Raw genomic sequence first — 19,450 nt, 5'->3', positions numbered from 1 at the left:
GGCTAATGCCGCACAAGATGCCATGGATTTCCCGGCTTGGGAAATGGCACAGTCGGTGCGGGGTCTTGTCGATTTACACAGCATTTCAAACGTACTAACGTTAGCCCGTTTGTCTCTAAAAACGGGCCCAAAAAGCGTCAATTGCTCTGCGAGCAGTTGGTTCGGGTCAAAGAAAAATACAGGGCAACCGCCCTGCAGAGGTTAATCAATGTCCTTGCTTGAAGTCAGGAACCTGCGGATCGAATACCCCTCCCGTCGAGGGGTGATGGCCGCGGTAAAGGATCTCTCTTTCACCATAGAGAAGGGGGAGATCCTCGGGGTCGTCGGGGAATCCGGTGCCGGCAAGTCCACCATCGGCAATGCCATCATCGATCTGCTGAGCCCGCCGGGGCGCATCGCCCGTGGCGATGTCTTCCTCAACGATGAGAAGATCTCCGGCCTGACCAGTGACCAGATGCGCAGCGTGCGAGGTTCCCGCATCGGTTTCATCTTCCAGGATCCCATGACCTCCCTGAACCCCCTGTTCACCGTGGAGCAGCAGTTGGTGGAAACCATTCTGGCCAACACGACGGCCACGGCGGAGCAGGCGTTCGACAAGGCCCTGGCCCTGATGACGGCGGTGGGCATTCCTCAGCCGGAGCTGCGCATCAAGCAGTACCCGCACCAGTTCTCCGGCGGCATGCGCCAGCGGGTGGTCATTGCCATCGCCCTGTCCGGCGATCCCGACCTCATCATCGCCGACGAACCCACCACGGCGCTGGACGTCTCCATTCAGGATCAGATCCTGGAGCTCATCCGTGGCCTGTGCAAGGACCGTCAGGTGGGCTGCATGCTGGTGACCCACGACATGGGGGTGGTGTCCAACGTCACCGATCGGGTGGCGGTGATGTACCGTGGCGAGCTGGTGGAGATCGGCAGCACGGAACAGGTGCTGGGTAAGCCCAATCACCCCTATACCCAGAGTCTGATCGCCGCCGTGCCGCGCTCCGACGTCAAGTTGGTGCGCTTCCCCCTGGTCTCCTACATCGAAGAGGCCGGTGAGAGCCACAGCCTGGATCTGAAGAACCACTGGCTGGGCCAGGCCATGAGCGAGCGCCAGTACGAAGGTGCCCTGCTGCGGGTCGAGGATGTCAGCCTGCGCTTCACCACCAAGGACTCCCTGTTTGCCGCCCGGCGCAAGTTCGTCCAGGCCAACAACCATGTGAGCTTCGACATTCACGAAGGGGAAACCTTCGGCCTGGTGGGGGAGTCCGGTTCCGGTAAGTCCACCATAGCCCGGGTCATCGCCGGCCTCTATCCGCCCAACGAGGGGCGGGTGGTGTTCGAGGGCATCGACTTGACCGCCCTCAAGAGCGAGAAGGAGCGGCGCCCCCTGCGTCGCCAGATGCAGATGGTGTTCCAGAATCCATACTCCTCCATGAATCCGCGGATGAAGGTGGCGGACATCATCGCCGAGCCCATCCGCTTCCACCAGTTGGCGGACAGCGAGCAGCAGATCCGTCAGATCGTCTGCGATCTGCTGGATCATGTGGGGCTGGGCAGCCAGGCGGGGCTCAAGTATCCCCACGAATTCTCCGGCGGCCAGCGTCAGCGCATCTCCATCGCCCGCGCCCTGGCCACCCGGCCGCGATTCTTGATCTGCGACGAGCCCACCTCCGCGCTGGATGTGTCGGTGCAGGCGCAGATCCTCAACCTGCTCAAGGATCTGCAGGATGAGCTGAAGTTGACCATGCTGTTTATCAGTCACGATCTGCCGGTGATCCGCCAGATGTGTGACCGGATCGGCGTGATGCAGCACGGTACCCTGCTGGAGGTGGCCCCCACCGAGCAGCTGTTTACCGACCCGCAGCACGAATACAGCCGCAAGCTGATTTCGTTGATGCCGGAATTCAAGGGCATGAGCCGCGAAGGTTTGCAGATCGCCGGCTGAGTCCTCGCTTCTAACAACAAACGTAAAACGGAGTAGATAGGATGAAAAAAGGACTGAACAAGATCGCCTATGCACTGCTGGCCGCCGGCCTGTGTGCCAACGCCATGGCCGCCAGCCTGACCGTGGCCCTGGATGCCGACCCCGAGTCGCTGGACGTATACGAGCAGCTCTCCGGCGGTATCCTGCAGTTTGCCCACATGTCTTTCGACCCGCTGGTCCGCTTCGACAAGGACATGAAGGTGGAGGGCCGTCTGGCGGAGTCTTGGGAGCAGCTGAGCCCCACCGTGACCCGTTTCCACCTGCGCAAGGGCGTAAAGTTCCATTCCGGTAACCCCTTCACCGCCGATGACGTGATCTGGACCTACGAGCGTATCCTCAAGTCCGAGGACTTCAAGGGCCTGTTCACCGCCTACGAAGGCATGAAGAAGGTGGATGATTACACTGTGGATCTGGTGGCCAAGGCCCCCTATCCGCTGGTGCTGCAAAACGCCGCCTACATCTTCCCGATGGACTCCAAGTTCTATACCGGTACCACAGAAGACGGTAAGGACAAGGCCGAGATCGTCAAGGCCGCCGGCACCTATGCCGCCACCCACGTCTCCGGTACCGGCCCCTTCAAGGTGGTCACCCGCGAACAGGGCGTGAAGCTGGAGATGACCCGCTTCGCCGACTACTGGGACAAGCAGACCGGCAACGTAGATACCTTCAAGCTGGTGCCGATCAAGGAAGACGCCACCCGGGTGGCGGCCCTGCTGTCCGGTGACGTGGACATGATTGCTCCCGTGGCCCCCAACGATCAGGCTCGCGTGAGCAAGGGTGCCAACACCAAGCTGGTGACCACTACCAGCGACCGTATCGTCCTGTTCGAGATGAACCAGCACACCCAGCCGGCGTTCAAGGACAAGCGGGTTCGCCAGGCGGTGAACTACGCGGTGAACCAGGTGGGTATCGTCGACAAGATCATGAAGGGCTTCGCCACCCCCGCCGGCCAGCTGAGTCCGTCCGGTTACCTGGGGCATGTGGACAGCCTGGCGCCGACCTATGACCTGGCAAAGGCCAAGGAGCTGATGAAGGAAGCCGGTTACGAGAAGGGCTTCAAGGTCACCATGATCGCCACCAACAACCGCTACATCAACGATGCCAAGGTCGCCCAGGCCGTGGCGGCCATGCTGGCCAAGATCAACATCAAGGTTGAACTCAAGACCATGCCCAAGGCCCAGTACTGGCCGGAGTTCGACAAGTGCGCCAGCGACATGCAGCTGATCGGTTGGCAGTCCGACACTCAGGACTCAGGCAACTACTACGAGTACCTGGTGATGACCAAGGACGACAAGACCGGCAAGGGTCAGTACAACTGCGGTTACTACTCCAACGCCGACGTGGACAAGCTGGTGGAAGAGTCCAACCAGGAAGTGGATGTGGCCAAGCGTACCGCCATGCTGCAGAAGATTGAGACGATCCTGGCTGACGATGCCGCCTTCGTGCCCGTTCACTGGCAGAACCTCTCCTGGGGGGCCAAGAAGAACGTGGGTGTGGAAGACATCATCAACCCGCTGGATCTGCCCCACTACGGTGACCTCAAGGTCGGCGAGTAAGTCTCAGGCGACCCGTCGCCTGCTGTGAGACCCGGACGTTCCGCGCTTCCTCGTGAAGGCGGAACGTTCGATTGTTAAGGGGGCCGCCAAACCGGCGACCCCGTGATAGCAAGGACTATCCGTTCATGTTTACATTTCTAGTCAAACGGCTCTATCAGGCCGTCATTGTCATGTTTGTCATCAGTCTGGTGGCGTTCTCCATCCAGGATAACCTGGGGGATCCGCTGCGGGAGATGGTGGGACAGGGTGTGTCCGAGGCTCAGCGGGAGGCGCTGCGTGACCAACTGGGTCTGAATGATCCCTTCCTCGTCAAATACAAGCGCTTCCTGGGCAATGCCGTGCACGGTGACTGGGGACGGTCCTTCATCTTCAAGAAGCCTGCCCTGGAGGTGATACTGGCCAAGCTGCCGGCCACTCTGGAGCTGGTGTTCGGCGCCACCCTGATCATAGTCCTGGTGTCCATCCCGCTGGGGGTCTATTCCGCCATTCATCCCCGCAGCTGGCTGACCAAGTGCATCATGGGCTTCAGTATCGTCGGCATCTCGGTGCCCGTGTTCCTCACCGCCATCCTATTGATGTATGTCTTCTCGGTGCAGCTGGGCTGGCTGCCCTCCTACGGTCGCGGTGAGACCCTCAATCTGCTGGGCTGGGATTCCGGCCTGTTTACCCTGGATGGCTTGGCGCATTTGCTGCTGCCGTCGGTGGCGCTCTCTTCTATCATGCTGCCCCTGTTTATCCGCCTGGTGCGTTCCGAGATGTTGGAGGTGCTCAGCGCCGAATACGTCAAGTTCGCCTGGGCCAAGGGGCTGCACAAGAATCAGGTGCTCTACCGTCATGCCCTGAAAAACACCATGCTGCCGGTGATCACCGTCGGCGGTGTCCAGGTGGGCACCATGGTGGCCTACACCATACTCACCGAAACCGTGTTCCAGTGGCCGGGGACCGGCTTCCTGTTTCTGGAAGCCATCAACCGGGTGGATACCCCGCTGATCACCGCCTACGTCATCTTCGTCGGCCTGATCTTCGTGGTGACCAACACCCTGGTGGACCTGCTGTATGGTCTCATCAACCCCACCGTCAGTCTGACTGCCAAAGGAGCCTGAGCATGACGCAACCTGCCGCCCTGAGCCGCTGGGCTCGTTTCCGCCAATCCGACCTGGTCTACTTCTTCCTGAAGGACAAGGTGGCCATGGCCTGTTTCGCCGTCTTCCTGTTCTACGTGGTGATGGCCTTGCTGGCGCCCTGGATCGCACCCCACAACCCCTATGATGCCACCAGCTACGACATCATGGATGCCGAGCTGCCGCCCAGCTGGCTGGACGGCGGCGAGCCGCAGTTCCTGCTGGGCACCGACAACCAGGGGCGGGACATCTTCAGCACCATCATCTACGGCTCCCGGGTCTCCCTGAGTATCGGCCTGTTCGCCGTGGCACTGCAGTTGGCGCTGGGTATCGTCATCGGCCTGACCGCCGGCTACCTGGGAGGCCGGATCGATAACCTGCTGATGCGCTTTGCCGACGTGCAGCTCTCCTTCTCCACCATGATGGTGGCCATCATAGTCTCGGCCATCTTCCAGGCGGCCTTGGGGGGTGAATTCTTCTCCAAGTACGCCATCTTCATGCTGGTGATCATCATAGGGGTGTCGGAGTGGCCGCAGTATGCCCGGACCATCCGCGCCTCCGTGCTGGCGGAGAAGAAGAAGGAGTATGTGGAGGCGGCGCGGGTCATGGGGCTGCGTACCCCGCGGATCATGTTCCGCCATATCCTGCCCAACTGCCTGTCACCCATACTGGTGATCTCCACGGTGCAGGTGGCCAACGCCATCATGTCCGAGGCGGCGCTCTCCTTCCTGGGGCTGGGGATGCCGGTGGACAAGCCCTCCCTGGGCTCCCTCATCAGCATCGGCTTCAACTACATCTTCTCCGGCTCTTGGTGGATCACCGCCTTCCCCGGGATTGCCCTGGTGCTGCTGGTGCTGGTGATCAACCTGCTGGGTGACTGGCTACGGGACCTGTTCAACCCCAAGGTCTACAAGGGCTAACGCCCCTCGTCCTCAAGGAGGCCAGTGTCTGCCTGTTGGCAGGCCTGGCCTCTGCCTCTTGCCTTGGCCTGATACAGGGCCAGATCCGCCCGCTGGATCAGGCTGTGGGCCGAGTCCTGCAACTGATAGCCCGCGATCCCCAGACTCAGGCTCATGGTCAGCTGCTGCTGGATCAGCTGATTGATCTGGCATGCCAGCGCCAAGGCTTCCTTGGTGGTCTTGCCGGGCAACAGCAATAAAAATTCATCCCCACCGTAGCGGCCCAGCTGTTCGCCGGGCATCAGGGTTTCCTGCACCAGGCTGGCCAGCCGCTTGAGCATCTGGTCTCCCAGCTGGTGGCCCTGACTGTCGTTGAGCTGCTTGAAGAAGTCCAGATCGAACAGGATCAGGCTCAGGGGCTGATGATGCCCCCCCTGCCACAGCTGGGCGATGGCCTCCTCCAGCAGACCGAGGATCTTGCGCCGGTTGTTGACCCCGGTCAGTTCATCCACCTCCGCCTGCTGGCGCAGCTGCAACAGCAGCTGGTGGCGGTCGGTGACATCGTGCATCAGGAGGGCGTAGCCCACCGTGTGCGGGCCATCCTGGCGGATCCGGTGGCAGCGCACCTCGTATTGGCGCCCCTGGCGGCTCAAGCTCAGCCTGGCCTGCCCCTCCTGTTGCAGCAGCGGCAGCAGTTCCTTGAGCAGCGGCTCCGCCGTTCGGCCGATCAAATCCCGACTCAGCACAGGGTAGAGCTGCACCGCCTGGCGGTTGAAGTCCAGCAGACGTCCCTGGCTGTCCAGCACCACCACGGCCTCACTGATCTCGTCAAATACCTGTTCCCGGCCTATGGGGGGCAGGTGGGTGAAGCGATAGCGGAACAGGCCGTAGCCGAAGCACAGGCCGCTGACGCTAAAGCTCAGCACACACCAGTCCAGCCGCAGCTGATTGGTCAGGGAGGCCAGGCTGACCAGATAGCCCAGCCAGGGCAGGGCGGCTCCGCATAGCAGGACCAGGGCCTGATGGCTGTGAAAGCGCGGGGCGCGCCGCCAGCTGCGATAGAAGACCAGCAGGCTGACCAGGACCGCCAGGTGGGCATACAGCATCAGCACGTAGTACCAGGGGCCGAAGGTGAGGCGGCTGAGGGTCAGGCCGTCCACCACGTCGAACTGTATGTCCGCCAGGTTGAGTCTGTGATAGTCGTTGCCCAGCTGGACGGCCAGGTTCAAGCCGCCTAACCCCAGCAGCAGCAGGCGGTAGGTGAGGGGGGGATGCCGATGGTATTGGTAGGCATAACTCATCAGCAGCAGCAGGGCCGGGATGAAGACGGCGCCGATAAACTGGATGTTGATCCAGAACTTTAGCTGGGTCAGCGTGCCTGTGGCCAGCTCCATGCCGTAGCCCAGGCTGTAGACCGACATGGCCAGGGTGAGCCAGGTAAACCAGTGGGCCACCGGATAGTGCCGCTGTCGGCTGGCAAACAGGGCCAGCCCCAGTGTCAGCCCGGCGGAGAGAAACAGCAGCCAGCTGAGCAGGCTGAAGGGGTGGGATGGCATCATGGTGTCGCTGGGGCTCCACAAACTGGCATATGCCTACGTATCTTAAAGATTTGTAAGTTATGTGTCGCCGGTTGACTCGGTTTTTACGGGGTTGGGTGGCAGGAAAAACTTTTTTGCTCCGGGGGCCGTTGGGGCCGCATTGGCGGATCCTGCGACTGGCCAGTCAGCCGCTCGTTAGGCCTGGGTTATTCTGCTGAGGCTGTGCGATTTTATTAGTTGTAGCTGCTGAACTGGTGGCTAAAAATGCCTGTGAAATGCTCATTAGTCAGCAAATGACCGCATTGTCACGCTGTTGGGAATTGGGCATACTGCCTGGGCAGTCAGGATCGACGCGGTTAAAAGGGTAAGGAGGCAAGCATGAAACAGATTCGGCATCTGATGTCCGTCAGCCATGCGCCCTCCGCCAATACCGGTATCGCCCAACGATCCGCTGCCTGATCCTTTATCCCAGGCCGCGGTACAGCGCGGCCAGTGGGATCCCCCTTTCGGCTCCGCCCGCGGTCTCCAACCCCTGTTAGGAGACTGTTCCCATGCGTCGATCCCTCTTGATGAATCTGGCCCTGTTGTGTGTCAAGGCCGACCTGGCCCTGGAACAATCCCGCCTGCGCGCCGATCTGCGTGCCGCCCAGGCCGCCATGCGCCATGCCTCGCCCCACTTGCTGCGGGATGTGGGGCTGGATGAGGATGGTCTGGGGCGGGCGTTGGAACTCAAGCAGCGCGAATCACTGCGGCTGGTGTGTCGCACCCGTCAGCGGCACAGATGGCCCAGGCCAAGATGACGCTCGGGGGCCAGGCCCCCGCAACGACAAAGGCGCCCTCGGGCGCCTTTGTTCCTATGGGGTAACGCCGTCAGGCGTCCAGCTCGGCTTGCCACTGACGGATCTGGCGCTCTATCCCCGGCGTGTCCAGCCCCAGCAGCTGCAGTATCTCCTGCTGGGTGCCCTGCTCGATGAAGCGATCCGGCAGCCCCAGGTTCAGCACCGCCGGGCGCTGGCGCTGGGTCATCAGCCATTCGTTGACCGCCGAACCGGCACCGCCCATCAGGGCATTCTCTTCCAGCGTCACCCACTGATCATGGGTGCCGAGCAGCTCGGTGAGCAACTCGGTATCCAGCGGCTTGACGAAGCGCATGTCCAGCAGGGTGGCATCCAGCGCCTCGGCCACCGGCTTGGCCTGTTGCAGCAGGGTGCCGAAGGCCAGGATCGCCAGGCCACTGTGGCCCCGCCGCAGCTGACGTGCCTGGCCGATGGGCAGAGCGGTCATGGTCTGCTGGGGCACAGTGCCGCCGGCATGGCCCCGGGGATAGCGCACCGCCGCCGGGCCAGGATGCTGGAAGCCGGTGTAGAGCATCTGGCGGCACTCGTCCTCGTCCGAGGGGGTCATGATCACCATGTTGGGCAAGGGGCGCAGGAAGCTTAGGTCAAAGGCCCCCTGGTGGGTGGGACCGTCGGCGCCGACGATGCCGGCCCGGTCGATGGCGAACAGCACCGGCAGGTTCTGCAGCGCCACGTCGTGGACTATCTGGTCATAGGCCCGTTGCATGAAGCTCGAATAGATGGCCACCACCGGCTTCTGCCCCTGGATGGCCAGACCGGCGGCCAGGGTCACCGCGTGCTGTTCGGCGATGGCGACATCGAAGTAGCGGTCTGGGTAGCGCTGGGAGAAGGCCACCATGCCGGAGCCCTCCCGCATGGCCGGGGTGATGGCGATGAGGCGCGGATCGGCAGAGGCCATGTCGCACAGCCATTGGCCGAAGATGGCGGAGAAGCTGGGATGGCCGCCCTGCGGGGTCGGCAGGTGGGCCTCCTGCGGGTTGAACTTGGGCACGCCGTGGTAGCCGATGGGGTCTTTCTCTGCCGGGGCGTAGCCCTTGCCCTTCTTGGTCATCACATGCAGCAGCTGAGGGCCCTTGAGCTGGCGCATGTTCTTCAGGGTGTCGATCAGGGTCGGCAGATCGTGGCCGTCCACCGGGCCTATGTAGTTGAAGCCGAACTCTTCGAACAGGGTGCCGGGGATCACCATGCCCTTGAGGTGTTCCTCGGCCCGCCGGGCCAGCTCCTTGACCGGTGGCAGGCCGGAGAGCACCTTCTTGCCCCCTTCCCGCAGGCTGCTGTACAGGGAGCCGGAGAGCCAGCGGGCCAGGTGGTTGTTGAGGGCACCCACGTTCTCGGAGATGGACATCTCGTTGTCGTTGAGCACCACCAGCAGATCCTCGTGCAGATCCCCGGCATGGTTCAGGGCCTCGAAGGCCATGCCGGCGGTGAGGGCGCCGTCGCCGATCACCGCCACCACCTTGCGGCCCTGGCCTTCGCGGCGGGCGGCGATGGCCATGCCCAGGGCCGCGCCGATGGAGGTGCTGGAGTGGCCCACGCTCAGGGGGTCGAATTCACTCTCTTCCCGCCAGGGGAAGGGGTGCAGGCCATCCTTCTGCCGTATGGTGTGCAGGCGGTCGCGCCGGCCGGTCAGTATCTTGTGGGGATAGGCCTGGTGGCCCACGTCCCAGATCAGGCGATCGAAGGGGGTGTCATAGACATAGTGCAGGGCTATGGTCAGCTCCACCACCCCCAGGCCGGAGGCCAGGTGGCCGCTGCTTTTGCTGACCGACGCCAGCAGGTAGCGGCGCAGCTCCTCGCTCAAGGTCTCCAGGCGGTCAGCCGGCAATAGCCGCAGCTCGTCCGGGGTGTTGGCCAGGCCCAGCGTCGGGTAATTGGCGATATCGAGGCTCATGGATCTTGTCATTATCATCAGTGGTTTCGTTCGACAATATAGTCGGCGAACGCGTGCAGAATGTGGGTGTCGTAGGGCAGCTCCGCCAGGGCGCTGAGGGCCTGGTCGTGGAGCTGGCGAGCCAGGGCCTGGGCGGCCTCCAGTCCCAGCAGGCTGGGGTAGGTGCTCTTGTCCAGCGCCAGATCGGAGCCCTGGGGTTTGCCCAGGGTCTGGGTGTCGCCGACGATATCCAGTATGTCATCCTGCACCTGGAACGCCAGGCCGATGGCACTGGCATAGCGTTGCAGGGCCATCAGGGTGGCCGGCGTCATCTCGGCCTGGCACAAGGCGCCCAGGGTCACCGCGCATTCGATCAGGGCCCCCGTCTTGTGGCGGTGGATCTGCTCCAGCTGTGCCAGGGGCACCCGTTGGCCTTCGGCCGCCAGATCCAGGGCCTGGCCACCGCACATCCCCAGGTAGCCGGAGGCCTTGGCCAGGGCGGAGACCATCGCCAAGCGTTGGGCTGGCGTGATGCCCGACATGGGGCCGTCGGTGAGCAGGCTGAAGGCCAGGGTCTGCAGGGCATCGCCGGCCAGCACGGCGCTGGCCTCGTCGAAGGCCTTGTGCACCGTCGGGTGACCGCGGCGCAGATCGTCGTCGTCCATGGCCGGCAGGTCATCATGGATCAGGGAATAGGCGTGGATGCACTCGATGGCGGCGGCCGGCGCATCCAGCACCTCGTCGGCGATGCCCAGCATGCGGCCCACCGCATAGACCAGGAAGGGGCGCACCCGCTTCCCGCCCAGCAGCAGGCCGTGGGACATGGCCGCCTTGAGGCGCGGCGCCAGCTCGGGCAAGGCATTCAGCTGGGCTTGCAGCTGGCCATCGACCCGTTGCCGATAGTGTTGTGAGAAGGCATCCAGTACCACTTATTCCTCTCCTGCTTCCGGGGTGAAGGGGGCCAGTTGCTGGCCGTCCAGCAGTATTTGCACCTTCTGCTCCGCCTGGGCCAGGGCCTGCTGGCCGCTGTGCACCAGGGCGATGCCCTGCTCAAACTGCTTGATGGCCTCTTCCAAGGGCAACTCGCCTTGCTCCAACTGCTGCACTATCTGCTCCAGATCCTGCATGGTTTGGTCGAAACTGGGGGCGGGGGCTTTGCGGGCGGCCATGCTTGACTCCGACTGGTGTAAAAAATGGCGTCATCTTAACACTCTCTGCCCGAAATGGGGGAGGAGGATCGCCAACGGGCGATAAACTTCGGTGTCAGGCTAAAGTATTGTCAAATGAGCCGATATGTAAGAAGGCCGTCCTCGGTTGCCTGTGCCGAGCCGATCGGGGAGAATCCGGCCAGACGATGAAGGCGGCCAACCGTTCTGACAGGGATGGGCAGATGGCAAGCAGTAGGAGCGCAATGTGGATTTAGCAACGCTGATCGGTTTGGTGATAGGCTTCGGGGTGGTGATTTGGGCCATGGTACTGGGCGGCTCTCTCTCCATGTTCGTGGACGTGCCCTCCATCTTGATTACCGTGGTGGGTGCCATCTTCATCGCCATGGTGAAATTCAACATCGGCCAGTTTTTTGGCGCCCTTAAGGTGGTGATGAAGGCCTTCATGTTCAAGACGGAGAAGCCCGAGGATCTCATCATCAAGGCGGTGGAGCTGGCGGATGCGGCGCGCAAGGGCGGCTTTTTGGCGTTGGAGGCGGCTGAAATTCCCAACACCTTCATGAAGAAGGGCATCGACATGCTGGTGGATGGTCACGATGCCGAGGTGGTGCGCTCCGTGCTGGAGAAGGACATCGACCTGACCGAGGCGCGGCATACCAGCGCCATCAAGGTGTTTCGTGCCCTGGCCGATTTGGGCCCGGCCATGGGGATGATCGGTACCCTGGTGGGGCTGGTGGCCATGCTCTCCAACATGGACGATCCCAAGTCCATCGGCCCGGCCATGGCGGTGGCCTTGTTGACCACCCTCTACGGCGCCATCATGGCCAACATGTTCCTCATTCCGGTGGCGGACAAGCTGGAGCTGCGCAGTGGGGAGGAGGCCCTTAACCGAGCCCTGATCCTGGACGCCATCCTGGGGATCCAGGACGGCCAGAACCCGCGGGTCATCGAGGCCATGTTGAAAAACTACCTGGCTGAGTCCAAGCGCCAGACCGGCACCGAGTAAGGAGCGGCTATGGCCAACAAGTGCAACTGCCCGCCCCCCGGCCTGCCGGCCTACATGGGCACCTTTGCCGACCTGATGACCCTGCTGATGTGCTTCTTCGTGTTGTTGCTCTCCTTCTCCGAGATGGACGTGCTCAAGTACAAGCAGGTGGCGGGGTCCATGCTCAATGCCTTCGGCGTGCAGAATGTGCTGGAGGTGAAAGACATTCCCAAGGGCACCTCCGTCATCGCGCTGGAGTTTCGCCCCGGCCGTCCTGAGCCGACCCCCATCGACACCATGATGCAGCAGACTTCGGAGCTGACTCAGACCGAGCTGGAGTTCCAGCCGGGCGAGCAGGACAAGGCCGGTGGTCAGCAGAAGGAGGCGGGTCAGGAGAGTGGCGGCCAGAGCAAGGCGACCCAGGAGACGGACTCCAGTGCCGACGCCGCCGCCGACAGTGACAGCCAGGCCCAGATGATGAAAGAGGCGGCCAAGATGATGGTGGATCAGCTCAACGAACAGGTGAGCGACGGTTCCATCGAGGTGGAGGCCCTGGGGCAACAGCTGGTGATCCGCATCAAGGAGAATGCCTCCTTCCCCGCCGGCTCCGCCTTCCTGCAGCCCAAGTTCTGGCCCGTGGTGCGCAAGATCGCCACCCTGCTCAAGGACGTGCCCGGCGAGATCACCGTCTCCGGTCATACCGACAGCGGCATGGTGCACAACGAGATGTTCCAGAACAACTGGGATCTGTCGGTGCAGCGGGCCCTGGCGGTGGCCAACCAGATGCTGACGGTGCCGGATTTCGATCACAATCGGCTGATCGTCCAGGGGCTGGCGGATACCCAGCCCAGGGTGCCCAACAACACAGTGGCCAACCGTCGGCAGAACCGTCGGGTGGAGATCACCGTGGCCCAGGGCAAGCCCAAGTATTCCCAGCCCATCGAGGCGGGCAACGGGCCTTAATCCCCCGTCACTCGCCCCTCCCAACCGGCGCCCAGGCGCCGGTTTTTATTTGTGCCTTTGTCGGGTCGCGGTCGGTACGCGGCGACATCGCCGCCCTTCTCTGGGCCGGGCAAGGGGCACAGCCACAATTGCCTGGCATAAAAAAACCGGCGCCATAGCGGCGCCGGTTGGTCTTTGCGTCCTCAGCTAGGCTTATTCACTCAGGGTCAGCAGGGGCAGCTCGTCCCAGATCAGCGGCTCGCTGGCGTCGCCGCCGCTGAAGTTCCAACTGCCGGCCTCGGCCTGCAGCGGGCGATAGCTGCTGGAGAGGCCGTCCAGATCCCAGGTGGTGACGTAGAACTGGATGCCGTCCAGGCTGTCGGGTCGTCCCAGGGATTGGCTGGGGAAGTCGAAGCTGATGGTGCGGCTGTCCTTGTCCACCTGGATGGTGGGGGCCGGGGTCAGCGGGGTACCGAAGCCGCTGGCGCTGGCCCCGTCGCTGCCATACAGGCTGTTCTGCCAACCGAAGGCCACCACCTGCCGCTGCCAGTCGCTGCCATCAGGCATGCTGGCGTTGAGCTTGGGCAGCAGGCTGGCACCCTCACCCTGCTCCGGCAGGTGGATGAAGAGGCTAAAGCCTACGTGATCGAAGCCGTTGGTGGGGGCCCAGGTGTCGGTGAGGTTGGCCATGGTCAGGCTTAGGCGCACATTGCTGCCGGCCTGGTAGACCCGGGCCGACTCCACGGCCAGTTGGCTGTTCTGTTTGTCGAAGCTGGCGTCCGTAGGCAGGCTGTAGCTGCCCAGGGGGCCGCCGGATCCTTCGCTGGCGTCTCCGCTGTCATCCAGCTCCAGGCTGGGGGTGTCCGGGTAGCTCAGATCGCTCCAGAAGGCGATGTCCGCCAGGCTGGCGCCGCTTTGGCTGTCATACAGGGCGAAGCGGTGGGCCAGCTCGCCGATGGCAAAGTGACGCACGCTGAGGCTGCCTTGCCACTGGCCGGCGTCATCCACTGTGACCGTCTGGGCTGTGCCCAGGTTGCCGTCCACCACCAGTTGCAGCGGGTGCCCCGGGGTGCCGGTACCCATGATGGGCAGATCCGTGGCGAGCACCGCATCGGCCAGCGCCGTGGTCAGGCTCAGGCTGGCATCACCGGCCTGGGGGGTGTCGCTGCCGTCGGCCTTGAGCAGCAGGGCGGACTTGGCGGGCAGGGCCAGGGTCAGGCGCCCCTCGTCGTCGGTGACCAGGTCGTCGGCCAGCTCACCGTCATTCAGGCTGTCCAGCAGGCTGAAGCGGGTGCCGGCAGCGGCGCCGGTGGCCATCTGGTTGAGCAGCATGGGGGTATCGCCGGTGTTCAGGATCACCATGGCCTCCTCCTCGCCCAGGGTGCGGCTGTAGGCGAAGACGCCGGCCCCCGTGCTGTCCTCGGCCAGGATCTGCAGATCGCCGCGGGAGAGCACCTTGTGCTCCTGGCGCAGGCGGGTGAGCCCCTGCAGGAAGCGGTACATGTCGGAGTCCGGATTGAAGGAGTCCAGCTGTTGCCCGTCTTCCCGGTAGCCGCCGTCGAACATGGCATCCCGGTAGCCGGCGAAGCCCTGCTCTGTGCCCTGGTAGATCACCGGAATGCCCGGCAGGGTCAACAGGGTGAATAAGGCCTGCTTGACGTCCTGGGTGCTGGCCTGGGAGAGCAGGCGGGCCATGTCGTGGTTGTCCACGAAGTTACCCAACCGATAGGGATCCGGGTACAGCGCCATCATCTTGCGCAGCCGGTAGCCCAGCTGAGCGGTGGGTTGGCCGCCGGCGAACACCCGGTTCATGGTGGCCTGCAGCGGGAAGTTGAGCAAGGAGGTCAGCTCGGGCTTGTCCTGGGTACCCAGGTAGGCCAGTAGCTTCGCCTCCCCGTCGGTCTGGTAGGGGCTGGAGGTCTCAAAGATCTCCCCCAGGGTGAGGAAGTCGTCACGCCCGCGCTGGGCGGCGTCGGCGAAGATGCCGTCATCGGCGTGGAAGAAGTCGTTATAGAAGTCGTGATCCACGTACTTCACCGTGTCCAACCGGAAGGCGTCCACCCCCACCTTGTCGATCCAGTAGCGGTAGCTCTGCTTGAGGTAGTCCCGCACCGCCGGGGTGTCGGTGTTGAGGTCATCCAGATCCGACAGCTGGTAGGTCAGCTCCTGCTCTTCCACGTTGTGATCGCTGATGGCCGGCGTCCAGTGGTAGATGGCGGCGGCATAATCGGCGGCCTTGTTGCAGTCATTCTGATTGAGCGGCGCCGGCAGACTCTGGCCGGCGGCCAGGGCGCCGGGGATCAGCTCGAAGCCGGTGCAGGGCTGAGCCGGATCATAGCTGCCGCTGTAGGTGAAGAAGTTGCCCAGGTGGTTTACCACTATGTCCTGGATCAGGTACATGCCCTTGTCGTGCAGGGCATCGGCCAGGGCCCGATAGCTGGCCAGATCGCCGAAGTGCTCGTCGACCTGTTGCAGATCCCGGGCCCAGTAGCCGTGGTAACCGCCGTAGTTCTGTGCCGGATCCCACCACTGGTTGGCCACCGGCGGGGTGATCCACACGGCGCTGGCGCCCAGCCCCTGGATGTAGTCCAGCTTCTGCGCCACCCCGGCGAGGTCGCCGCCGCTGAACTTGGCATCGCTGGTGGGGTCGTATTCGTTGGCACCCTGATCGTTGTTGCTGGGGTCACCGTCGTTGAAGCGGTCGATCATCAGGAAATAAATTACCTGATCGCGCCAGTCCGGCGAGGCCACGCTGGGGGCATTGTCATCGACTACCTGGGTATCCTTGCCGTCGTGACAGCCGGAAAGGGCGATAATCAGCGCGGTGGCCAGGGTGGTGAGCCGGAGATTTCGGTTTTTATCCATATATTTACCATCATTGGTTGTCCTAGACGGGCCAATCATAAAGTTTGGTAAAGATATGCAATTAGCTGATTGCGCCAACAAGTTGGCCGAGTAGGCCAATGGCAGAAACTGTGATCCCGGCGAGGCTACCAGGGCTGGGGGAGAAAGCCCTCGCCAGCGTTATCCAGTTTCATTTGGGGTCGATCGGCGGTGCCAAACTCGAAAAACAGCGGGGTGTCGGCATCGGGCCCCGCCACCAGCGCCTCCCAGCGCCAGGCCGGCCCGCAGGGCTGGCGGGTCAGGGGGTGGCGCCGCGTCTGGCCCGCCTGCTGCCAACAGGCCCAGGCCGCCGGCCAGGGATCCCGGCTGAACAGCCGCACCAGCACCGCCGAGTGTGATCCGTCCGTCGGACAGACCAGCAACTGATGGTAGACCGCCGGCTGGGGGCCCAGCAGCACCGCCTGTTCCAGGGCGTAATCCTGGCCGCCGTTGTTGTCCTGAAAGCGCTGGCCACCGGCCTGGTACTCGATGCGAAAGCGCAGGGGGTGATGGACCGGCAGGCTGGGGGTGGACCACAGCTCCCGCTCCGGCCCGATGAAGCGCTCGAAGGTGGCGGGGTAGGGACGCCAGATGCCGTCCTGATCCTCGCACAACACCTGCACCGCCTTGTCGAAGGCCAGGTTGCGCAGGCTGATCCAGATGCGGGCACCGCTGTATTGCCGCAGGCTCTGCTGCTGCAGCTGGTTGATGGCGTAGTAGAGGCTCACCTCCGGCTGGTGATGGCCGTCTGGATCCAGTTCGAAGTAACGGCGGCGGAAGGCCCCCGGCGTCAGGCCGAACCAGTGGCGGAAGGCGCGCTGAAAGCTGGGGGCATCCTGATAGCCCAGGGCCAGGCCCACCGCCTGGGCGCTGTGCTGTTCGTGGCACAACAGGGCGATGGCACGGTTGCGCCTAACTTCATCCAGCAGCTGGCTGTAACGGGTGCCGTGTTGTTGCAGTTGGCGCTGCAAGGAGCGCACCGGCAGCCCCAGCTGGTGGGCCAGTTGCGGCAGCGGCGGCCTGGCCGGCAGGGCCTGCTCCAGCAGGACCTTGATCTCCTCCAGCCGCCCCCTGGGCTGGGCCCCCAGGCGGTGTAGCCGGTGCAGTATGGTGGCAAGGGGGGCGTGCAGATCCTGCCATTCGGGATAGGGGCTGGCGGGCCAGTCCGCCAGATCCAGCTCCAATGCCGGCTGCGGGGCGAAGTGGCTCGCCAGCAGATCCGGGGCGGGGGGGAGGGCGGTGAGGCGTTGCGGCCACTCCAGACGCCAGGGCTGAGCCGGATGCCAATGCTTGAGGCGCAGGTGCAGCAACTGCAGGAGGTACCACAGGGGGTGGGGATCCGCCGCCGCCTCGCGGGGAGCAAACTGCAGTCGCAGGCGGGGGTAGGTCCCGCTCAGGGTGGGATACCAGGGCAGCCCCAGCAGCGGCAGGCACTCGCACCACAGGGTGAGGCCGGCCCGCACATCCCGGGCGCTGAGCAGGGCATATTCCAGCAGCAGTACCAGTTGGGACTGAGGCCAGATCATCTCGCCTATGGTCACCTGCTGCTGCTCCCAGCTGGCGGCCAACTGCTGGCGCAGCCAGTGGGCCAGTTGGCGGGGCGAGGCAGAGGGCGGCAGGGCGGCAGGGGACACGGCAGGCTCCAGGGGTGAGAGGGCAGACAGGCCGGCAGCCTACGCAATGGTGCCCTTGGGCTCAAGGCGGCAGGCTCGGCAGTGTGCGCCTGGGCCAACATGGCATGCGCCGGGGCGCTGTGCGATAATGCCGCCCCATTGACGGGGCCCCGTCAGCCGTGCCCTGGCGGTTCGCACCGCCACTGCTCCCAACGCCAGTGAAAGCAAAAGAGTTGCCATGAAATTCATCATTAAGTTGTTCCCGGAAATCACCATCAAGAGCAAGTCGGTCCGTCAGCGCATGTGCAAGGTGCTGCAGGGCAATATCCGCAACGTGCTGCGCCGCGTTGGGGTGGAGGCGCGGGTGCGCAACGACTGGGACAAGATGGTGGTCTCTTGTGACGACGGCGATGCCAAGCTCCACGCCGCCGTGGTGGAGTGCCTCAAGTGCACCCCGGGCATCCAGCAGATCCTGGAGGTGCAGGAGCATCGCTTCGCCACCCTGCATGACATCTACGAGGCCACGGCCCCCGTGTATGGCCCGCAGTTGGCCGACAAGAGTTTCTGTGTGCGGGTCAAGCGCAAGGGCCAGCACGAGTTCACCTCCATCGAGATCGAGCGCTATGTGGGCGGCGGCCTCAATCAGAACTTTGCCACCGGCGGGGTCAAGCTGAAGAACCCGCAGATGCTGATCAACCTGGAGGTGGAGAACGACCGCCTCTATCTGGTGAGCGCCATCCATCCTGGGCTCGGCGGCTATCCGCTCTCCACCCAGGAGAAGGTGCTGAGCCTCATCTCCGGCGGCTTCGACTCCGGCGTCTCCTCCTATCAGTTCATGAAGCGCGGTTGCCGGGTCTATTTCTGCTTCTTCAACCTGGGGGGCCGGGCCCACGAGGTGGGCGTCAAGCAGGTGGCCTACTACCTGTGGAACAAGTTTGGCGCCTCCCACCGGGTGCGTTTCGTCTCTGTGCCGTTTGAGCCTGTAGTGGGGGAAATCCTGGAGAAGGTGGAAGACTCCCACATGGGGGTGATCTTGAAGCGGATGATGATGCGCGCCGCCTCGACGGTGGCCGCCGACCTGGGCATCGAGGCCCTGGTCACCGGTGAGAGCGTGGGCCAGGTCTCCTCCCAGACCCTGACCAACCTCAGCGTCATCGACAGCGTCACCGAGACCCTGATACTGCGGCCGCTCATCGTCTCCGACAAGCAGGACATCATCGACACCGCCCGCCGGATCGGTACCCTGGAGTTTGCCGAGACCATGCCGGAATACTGCGGTGTCATCTCCAAGAAGCCCACCGTCAAGGCGCGGATGGAGCGGGTGCTGGAAGAGGAGGCCAAGTTCGACTTCGGCGTGCTGGAGCAGGTGGTGAAGGACGCCGTCTACCTGGATATCCGCCAGATCGGCGAGGAGACCCAGGCCGAGGTGCAGGAGGTGGAGACGGTGCAGGCGCTGTCCGTGGCCGATGTGATCCTGGATATCCGCTCGCCGGACGAGCAGGAGGAGCGGCCTTTCGCCGTGGACGGTCATGAGGTGTTGCACCTGCCCTTCTACAAGCTGGCCACCCAGTTCGGCGATCTGGATCAGAGCCGCACCTATCTGCTCTATTGCCAGAAGGGGGTCATGAGCAAGTTGCAGGCCCTCTACCTGAAGGAGCAGGGCTTCCAGAACGTCAAGGTCTACCGTCAGGATGCATGACCTGAGAGCCAGGTTGCAAAGGGGCGCGCTGCGCCCCTTTTTTATGGCTTCGACCTCTTGGCCTGGGCGCATACCACAGGGAGTTTTACCGGTATGAAAGCCGAGGATTTCATTTGCCTAGGTGCGGCTTCATCCCTATTCAGCCTCAAAAGAGTACATTTATCGTAACCGTGACCCAGATCACGCATCCCAGGCGGGGTGATGCCGAGTGCCTGCGTGACGGCTGTCACAAAAAGATGCCATTTAAGCCGTTTGATAACGGAATCTTCACAGCAAAGCGTGACGGGTGTCACTCTCGGCGGCGAGGCAAGGCGGGGGAAAGGTGATGGAAATCCCAAAAAAAAACCGTTTT

The 19,450-nt window shown here is 63.2% G+C and carries 14 protein-coding genes; 8 read left to right on the top strand and 6 right to left on the bottom strand.

What is annotated here, in order from left to right:
- The first annotated feature begins 208 nt into the window (after positions 1 to 208).
- The 4 genes from ABHF91_RS13525 (at position 209) to ABHF91_RS13510 (ending at position 5,566) form a co-directional block, all read left to right on the top strand.
- Positions 209 to 1,930, top strand: coding sequence for a dipeptide ABC transporter ATP-binding protein (locus ABHF91_RS13525; protein WP_409420788.1), 1,722 nt, complete (start codon positions 209 to 211; stop codon positions 1,928 to 1,930).
- 41 nt (positions 1,931 to 1,971) lie between these two features.
- Positions 1,972 to 3,525 (top strand): ABC transporter substrate-binding protein, encoded by a 1,554-nt coding sequence (locus ABHF91_RS13520; protein ID WP_409420787.1) that lies wholly within the window; start codon positions 1,972 to 1,974, stop codon positions 3,523 to 3,525.
- A 125-nt stretch (positions 3,526 to 3,650) separates the two neighbouring features.
- Positions 3,651 to 4,628, top strand: coding sequence for an ABC transporter permease (locus ABHF91_RS13515; RefSeq protein ID WP_409420786.1), 978 nt, complete (start codon positions 3,651 to 3,653; stop codon positions 4,626 to 4,628).
- 2 nt (positions 4,629 to 4,630) lie between these two features.
- Positions 4,631 to 5,566, top strand: coding sequence for an ABC transporter permease (locus tag ABHF91_RS13510; RefSeq protein WP_409420785.1), 936 nt, complete (start codon positions 4,631 to 4,633; stop codon positions 5,564 to 5,566).
- Here ABHF91_RS13510 and ABHF91_RS13505 read toward each other — a convergent pair.
- Complete coding sequence (locus ABHF91_RS13505) at positions 5,563 to 7,104, bottom strand: histidine kinase N-terminal 7TM domain-containing protein (RefSeq protein ID WP_409420784.1); 1,542 nt, start codon at positions 7,102 to 7,104, stop codon at positions 5,563 to 5,565. The two genes, ABHF91_RS13510 and ABHF91_RS13505, sit on opposite strands and share 4 nt — an antisense overlap.
- A gap of 530 nt (positions 7,105 to 7,634) precedes the next feature.
- Between ABHF91_RS13505 and ABHF91_RS13500 the strand changes: the two genes are divergently transcribed.
- Entirely contained in the window at positions 7,635 to 7,883 is a 249-nt protein-coding gene (locus tag ABHF91_RS13500; RefSeq protein WP_409420783.1) for a hypothetical protein, read from the top strand.
- A gap of 70 nt (positions 7,884 to 7,953) precedes the next feature.
- On the opposite strand, the gene dxs is transcribed toward ABHF91_RS13500, so the two are convergent.
- From dxs to ABHF91_RS13485, 3 genes are read right to left on the bottom strand one after another with little or no spacing between them, the layout of a single operon-like run.
- Positions 7,954 to 9,831 carry a 1-deoxy-D-xylulose-5-phosphate synthase gene (dxs, locus tag ABHF91_RS13495; RefSeq protein ID WP_409420782.1) on the bottom strand — a complete coding sequence of 626 codons (1,878 nt, stop codon included), beginning with the start codon at positions 9,829 to 9,831 and terminating at the stop codon, positions 7,954 to 7,956.
- Positions 9,832 to 9,848: 17 nt separating this feature from the next.
- Positions 9,849 to 10,739 (bottom strand): (2E,6E)-farnesyl diphosphate synthase, encoded by an 891-nt coding sequence (gene ispA, locus ABHF91_RS13490; RefSeq protein WP_409420781.1) that lies wholly within the window; start codon positions 10,737 to 10,739, stop codon positions 9,849 to 9,851.
- Entirely contained in the window at positions 10,740 to 10,979 is a 240-nt protein-coding gene (locus ABHF91_RS13485) for an exodeoxyribonuclease VII small subunit (RefSeq protein WP_409420780.1), read from the bottom strand.
- A 244-nt stretch (positions 10,980 to 11,223) separates the two neighbouring features.
- On the opposite strand from ABHF91_RS13485, the gene pomA reads away from it, so the two are divergent.
- Positions 11,224 to 11,982 (top strand): flagellar motor protein PomA, encoded by a 759-nt coding sequence (pomA, locus tag ABHF91_RS13480; protein WP_409420779.1) that lies wholly within the window; start codon positions 11,224 to 11,226, stop codon positions 11,980 to 11,982.
- Positions 11,983 to 11,991: 9 nt separating this feature from the next.
- Complete coding sequence (locus ABHF91_RS13475; protein WP_409420778.1) at positions 11,992 to 12,924, top strand: flagellar motor protein MotB; 933 nt, start codon at positions 11,992 to 11,994, stop codon at positions 12,922 to 12,924.
- Positions 12,925 to 13,116: 192 nt separating this feature from the next.
- Here the strand turns inward: ABHF91_RS13475 and ABHF91_RS13470 are convergent, their stop codons facing one another.
- Both ABHF91_RS13470 and ABHF91_RS13465 read right to left on the bottom strand, forming a co-directional pair.
- Positions 13,117 to 15,768 carry an alpha-amylase family glycosyl hydrolase gene (locus ABHF91_RS13470; RefSeq protein WP_409420777.1) on the bottom strand — a complete coding sequence of 884 codons (2,652 nt, stop codon included), beginning with the start codon at positions 15,766 to 15,768 and terminating at the stop codon, positions 13,117 to 13,119.
- A 125-nt stretch (positions 15,769 to 15,893) separates the two neighbouring features.
- Positions 15,894 to 17,420, bottom strand: a complete 1,527-nt coding sequence (locus ABHF91_RS13465; protein ID WP_409420776.1) for a helix-turn-helix transcriptional regulator — start codon at positions 17,418 to 17,420, stop codon at positions 15,894 to 15,896.
- A 217-nt stretch (positions 17,421 to 17,637) separates the two neighbouring features.
- On the opposite strand from ABHF91_RS13465, the gene thiI reads away from it, so the two are divergent.
- The gene (thiI, locus tag ABHF91_RS13460) at positions 17,638 to 19,098 is read left to right on the top strand and encodes a tRNA uracil 4-sulfurtransferase ThiI (protein WP_409420775.1); all 1,461 of its coding nucleotides are present in this window, start codon (positions 17,638 to 17,640) and stop codon (positions 19,096 to 19,098) included.
- Positions 19,099 to 19,450 lie beyond the last annotated feature (352 nt).

It is taken from the genome of Pseudaeromonas aegiceratis (assembly GCF_046254905.1).
GTDB classification, from domain to species: Bacteria; Pseudomonadota; Gammaproteobacteria; order Enterobacterales; family Aeromonadaceae; genus Pseudaeromonas; species Pseudaeromonas aegiceratis.
Note: the sequence above shows the minus strand (reverse complement) of the source record. Positions and strands in the feature narration are given on the sequence as shown.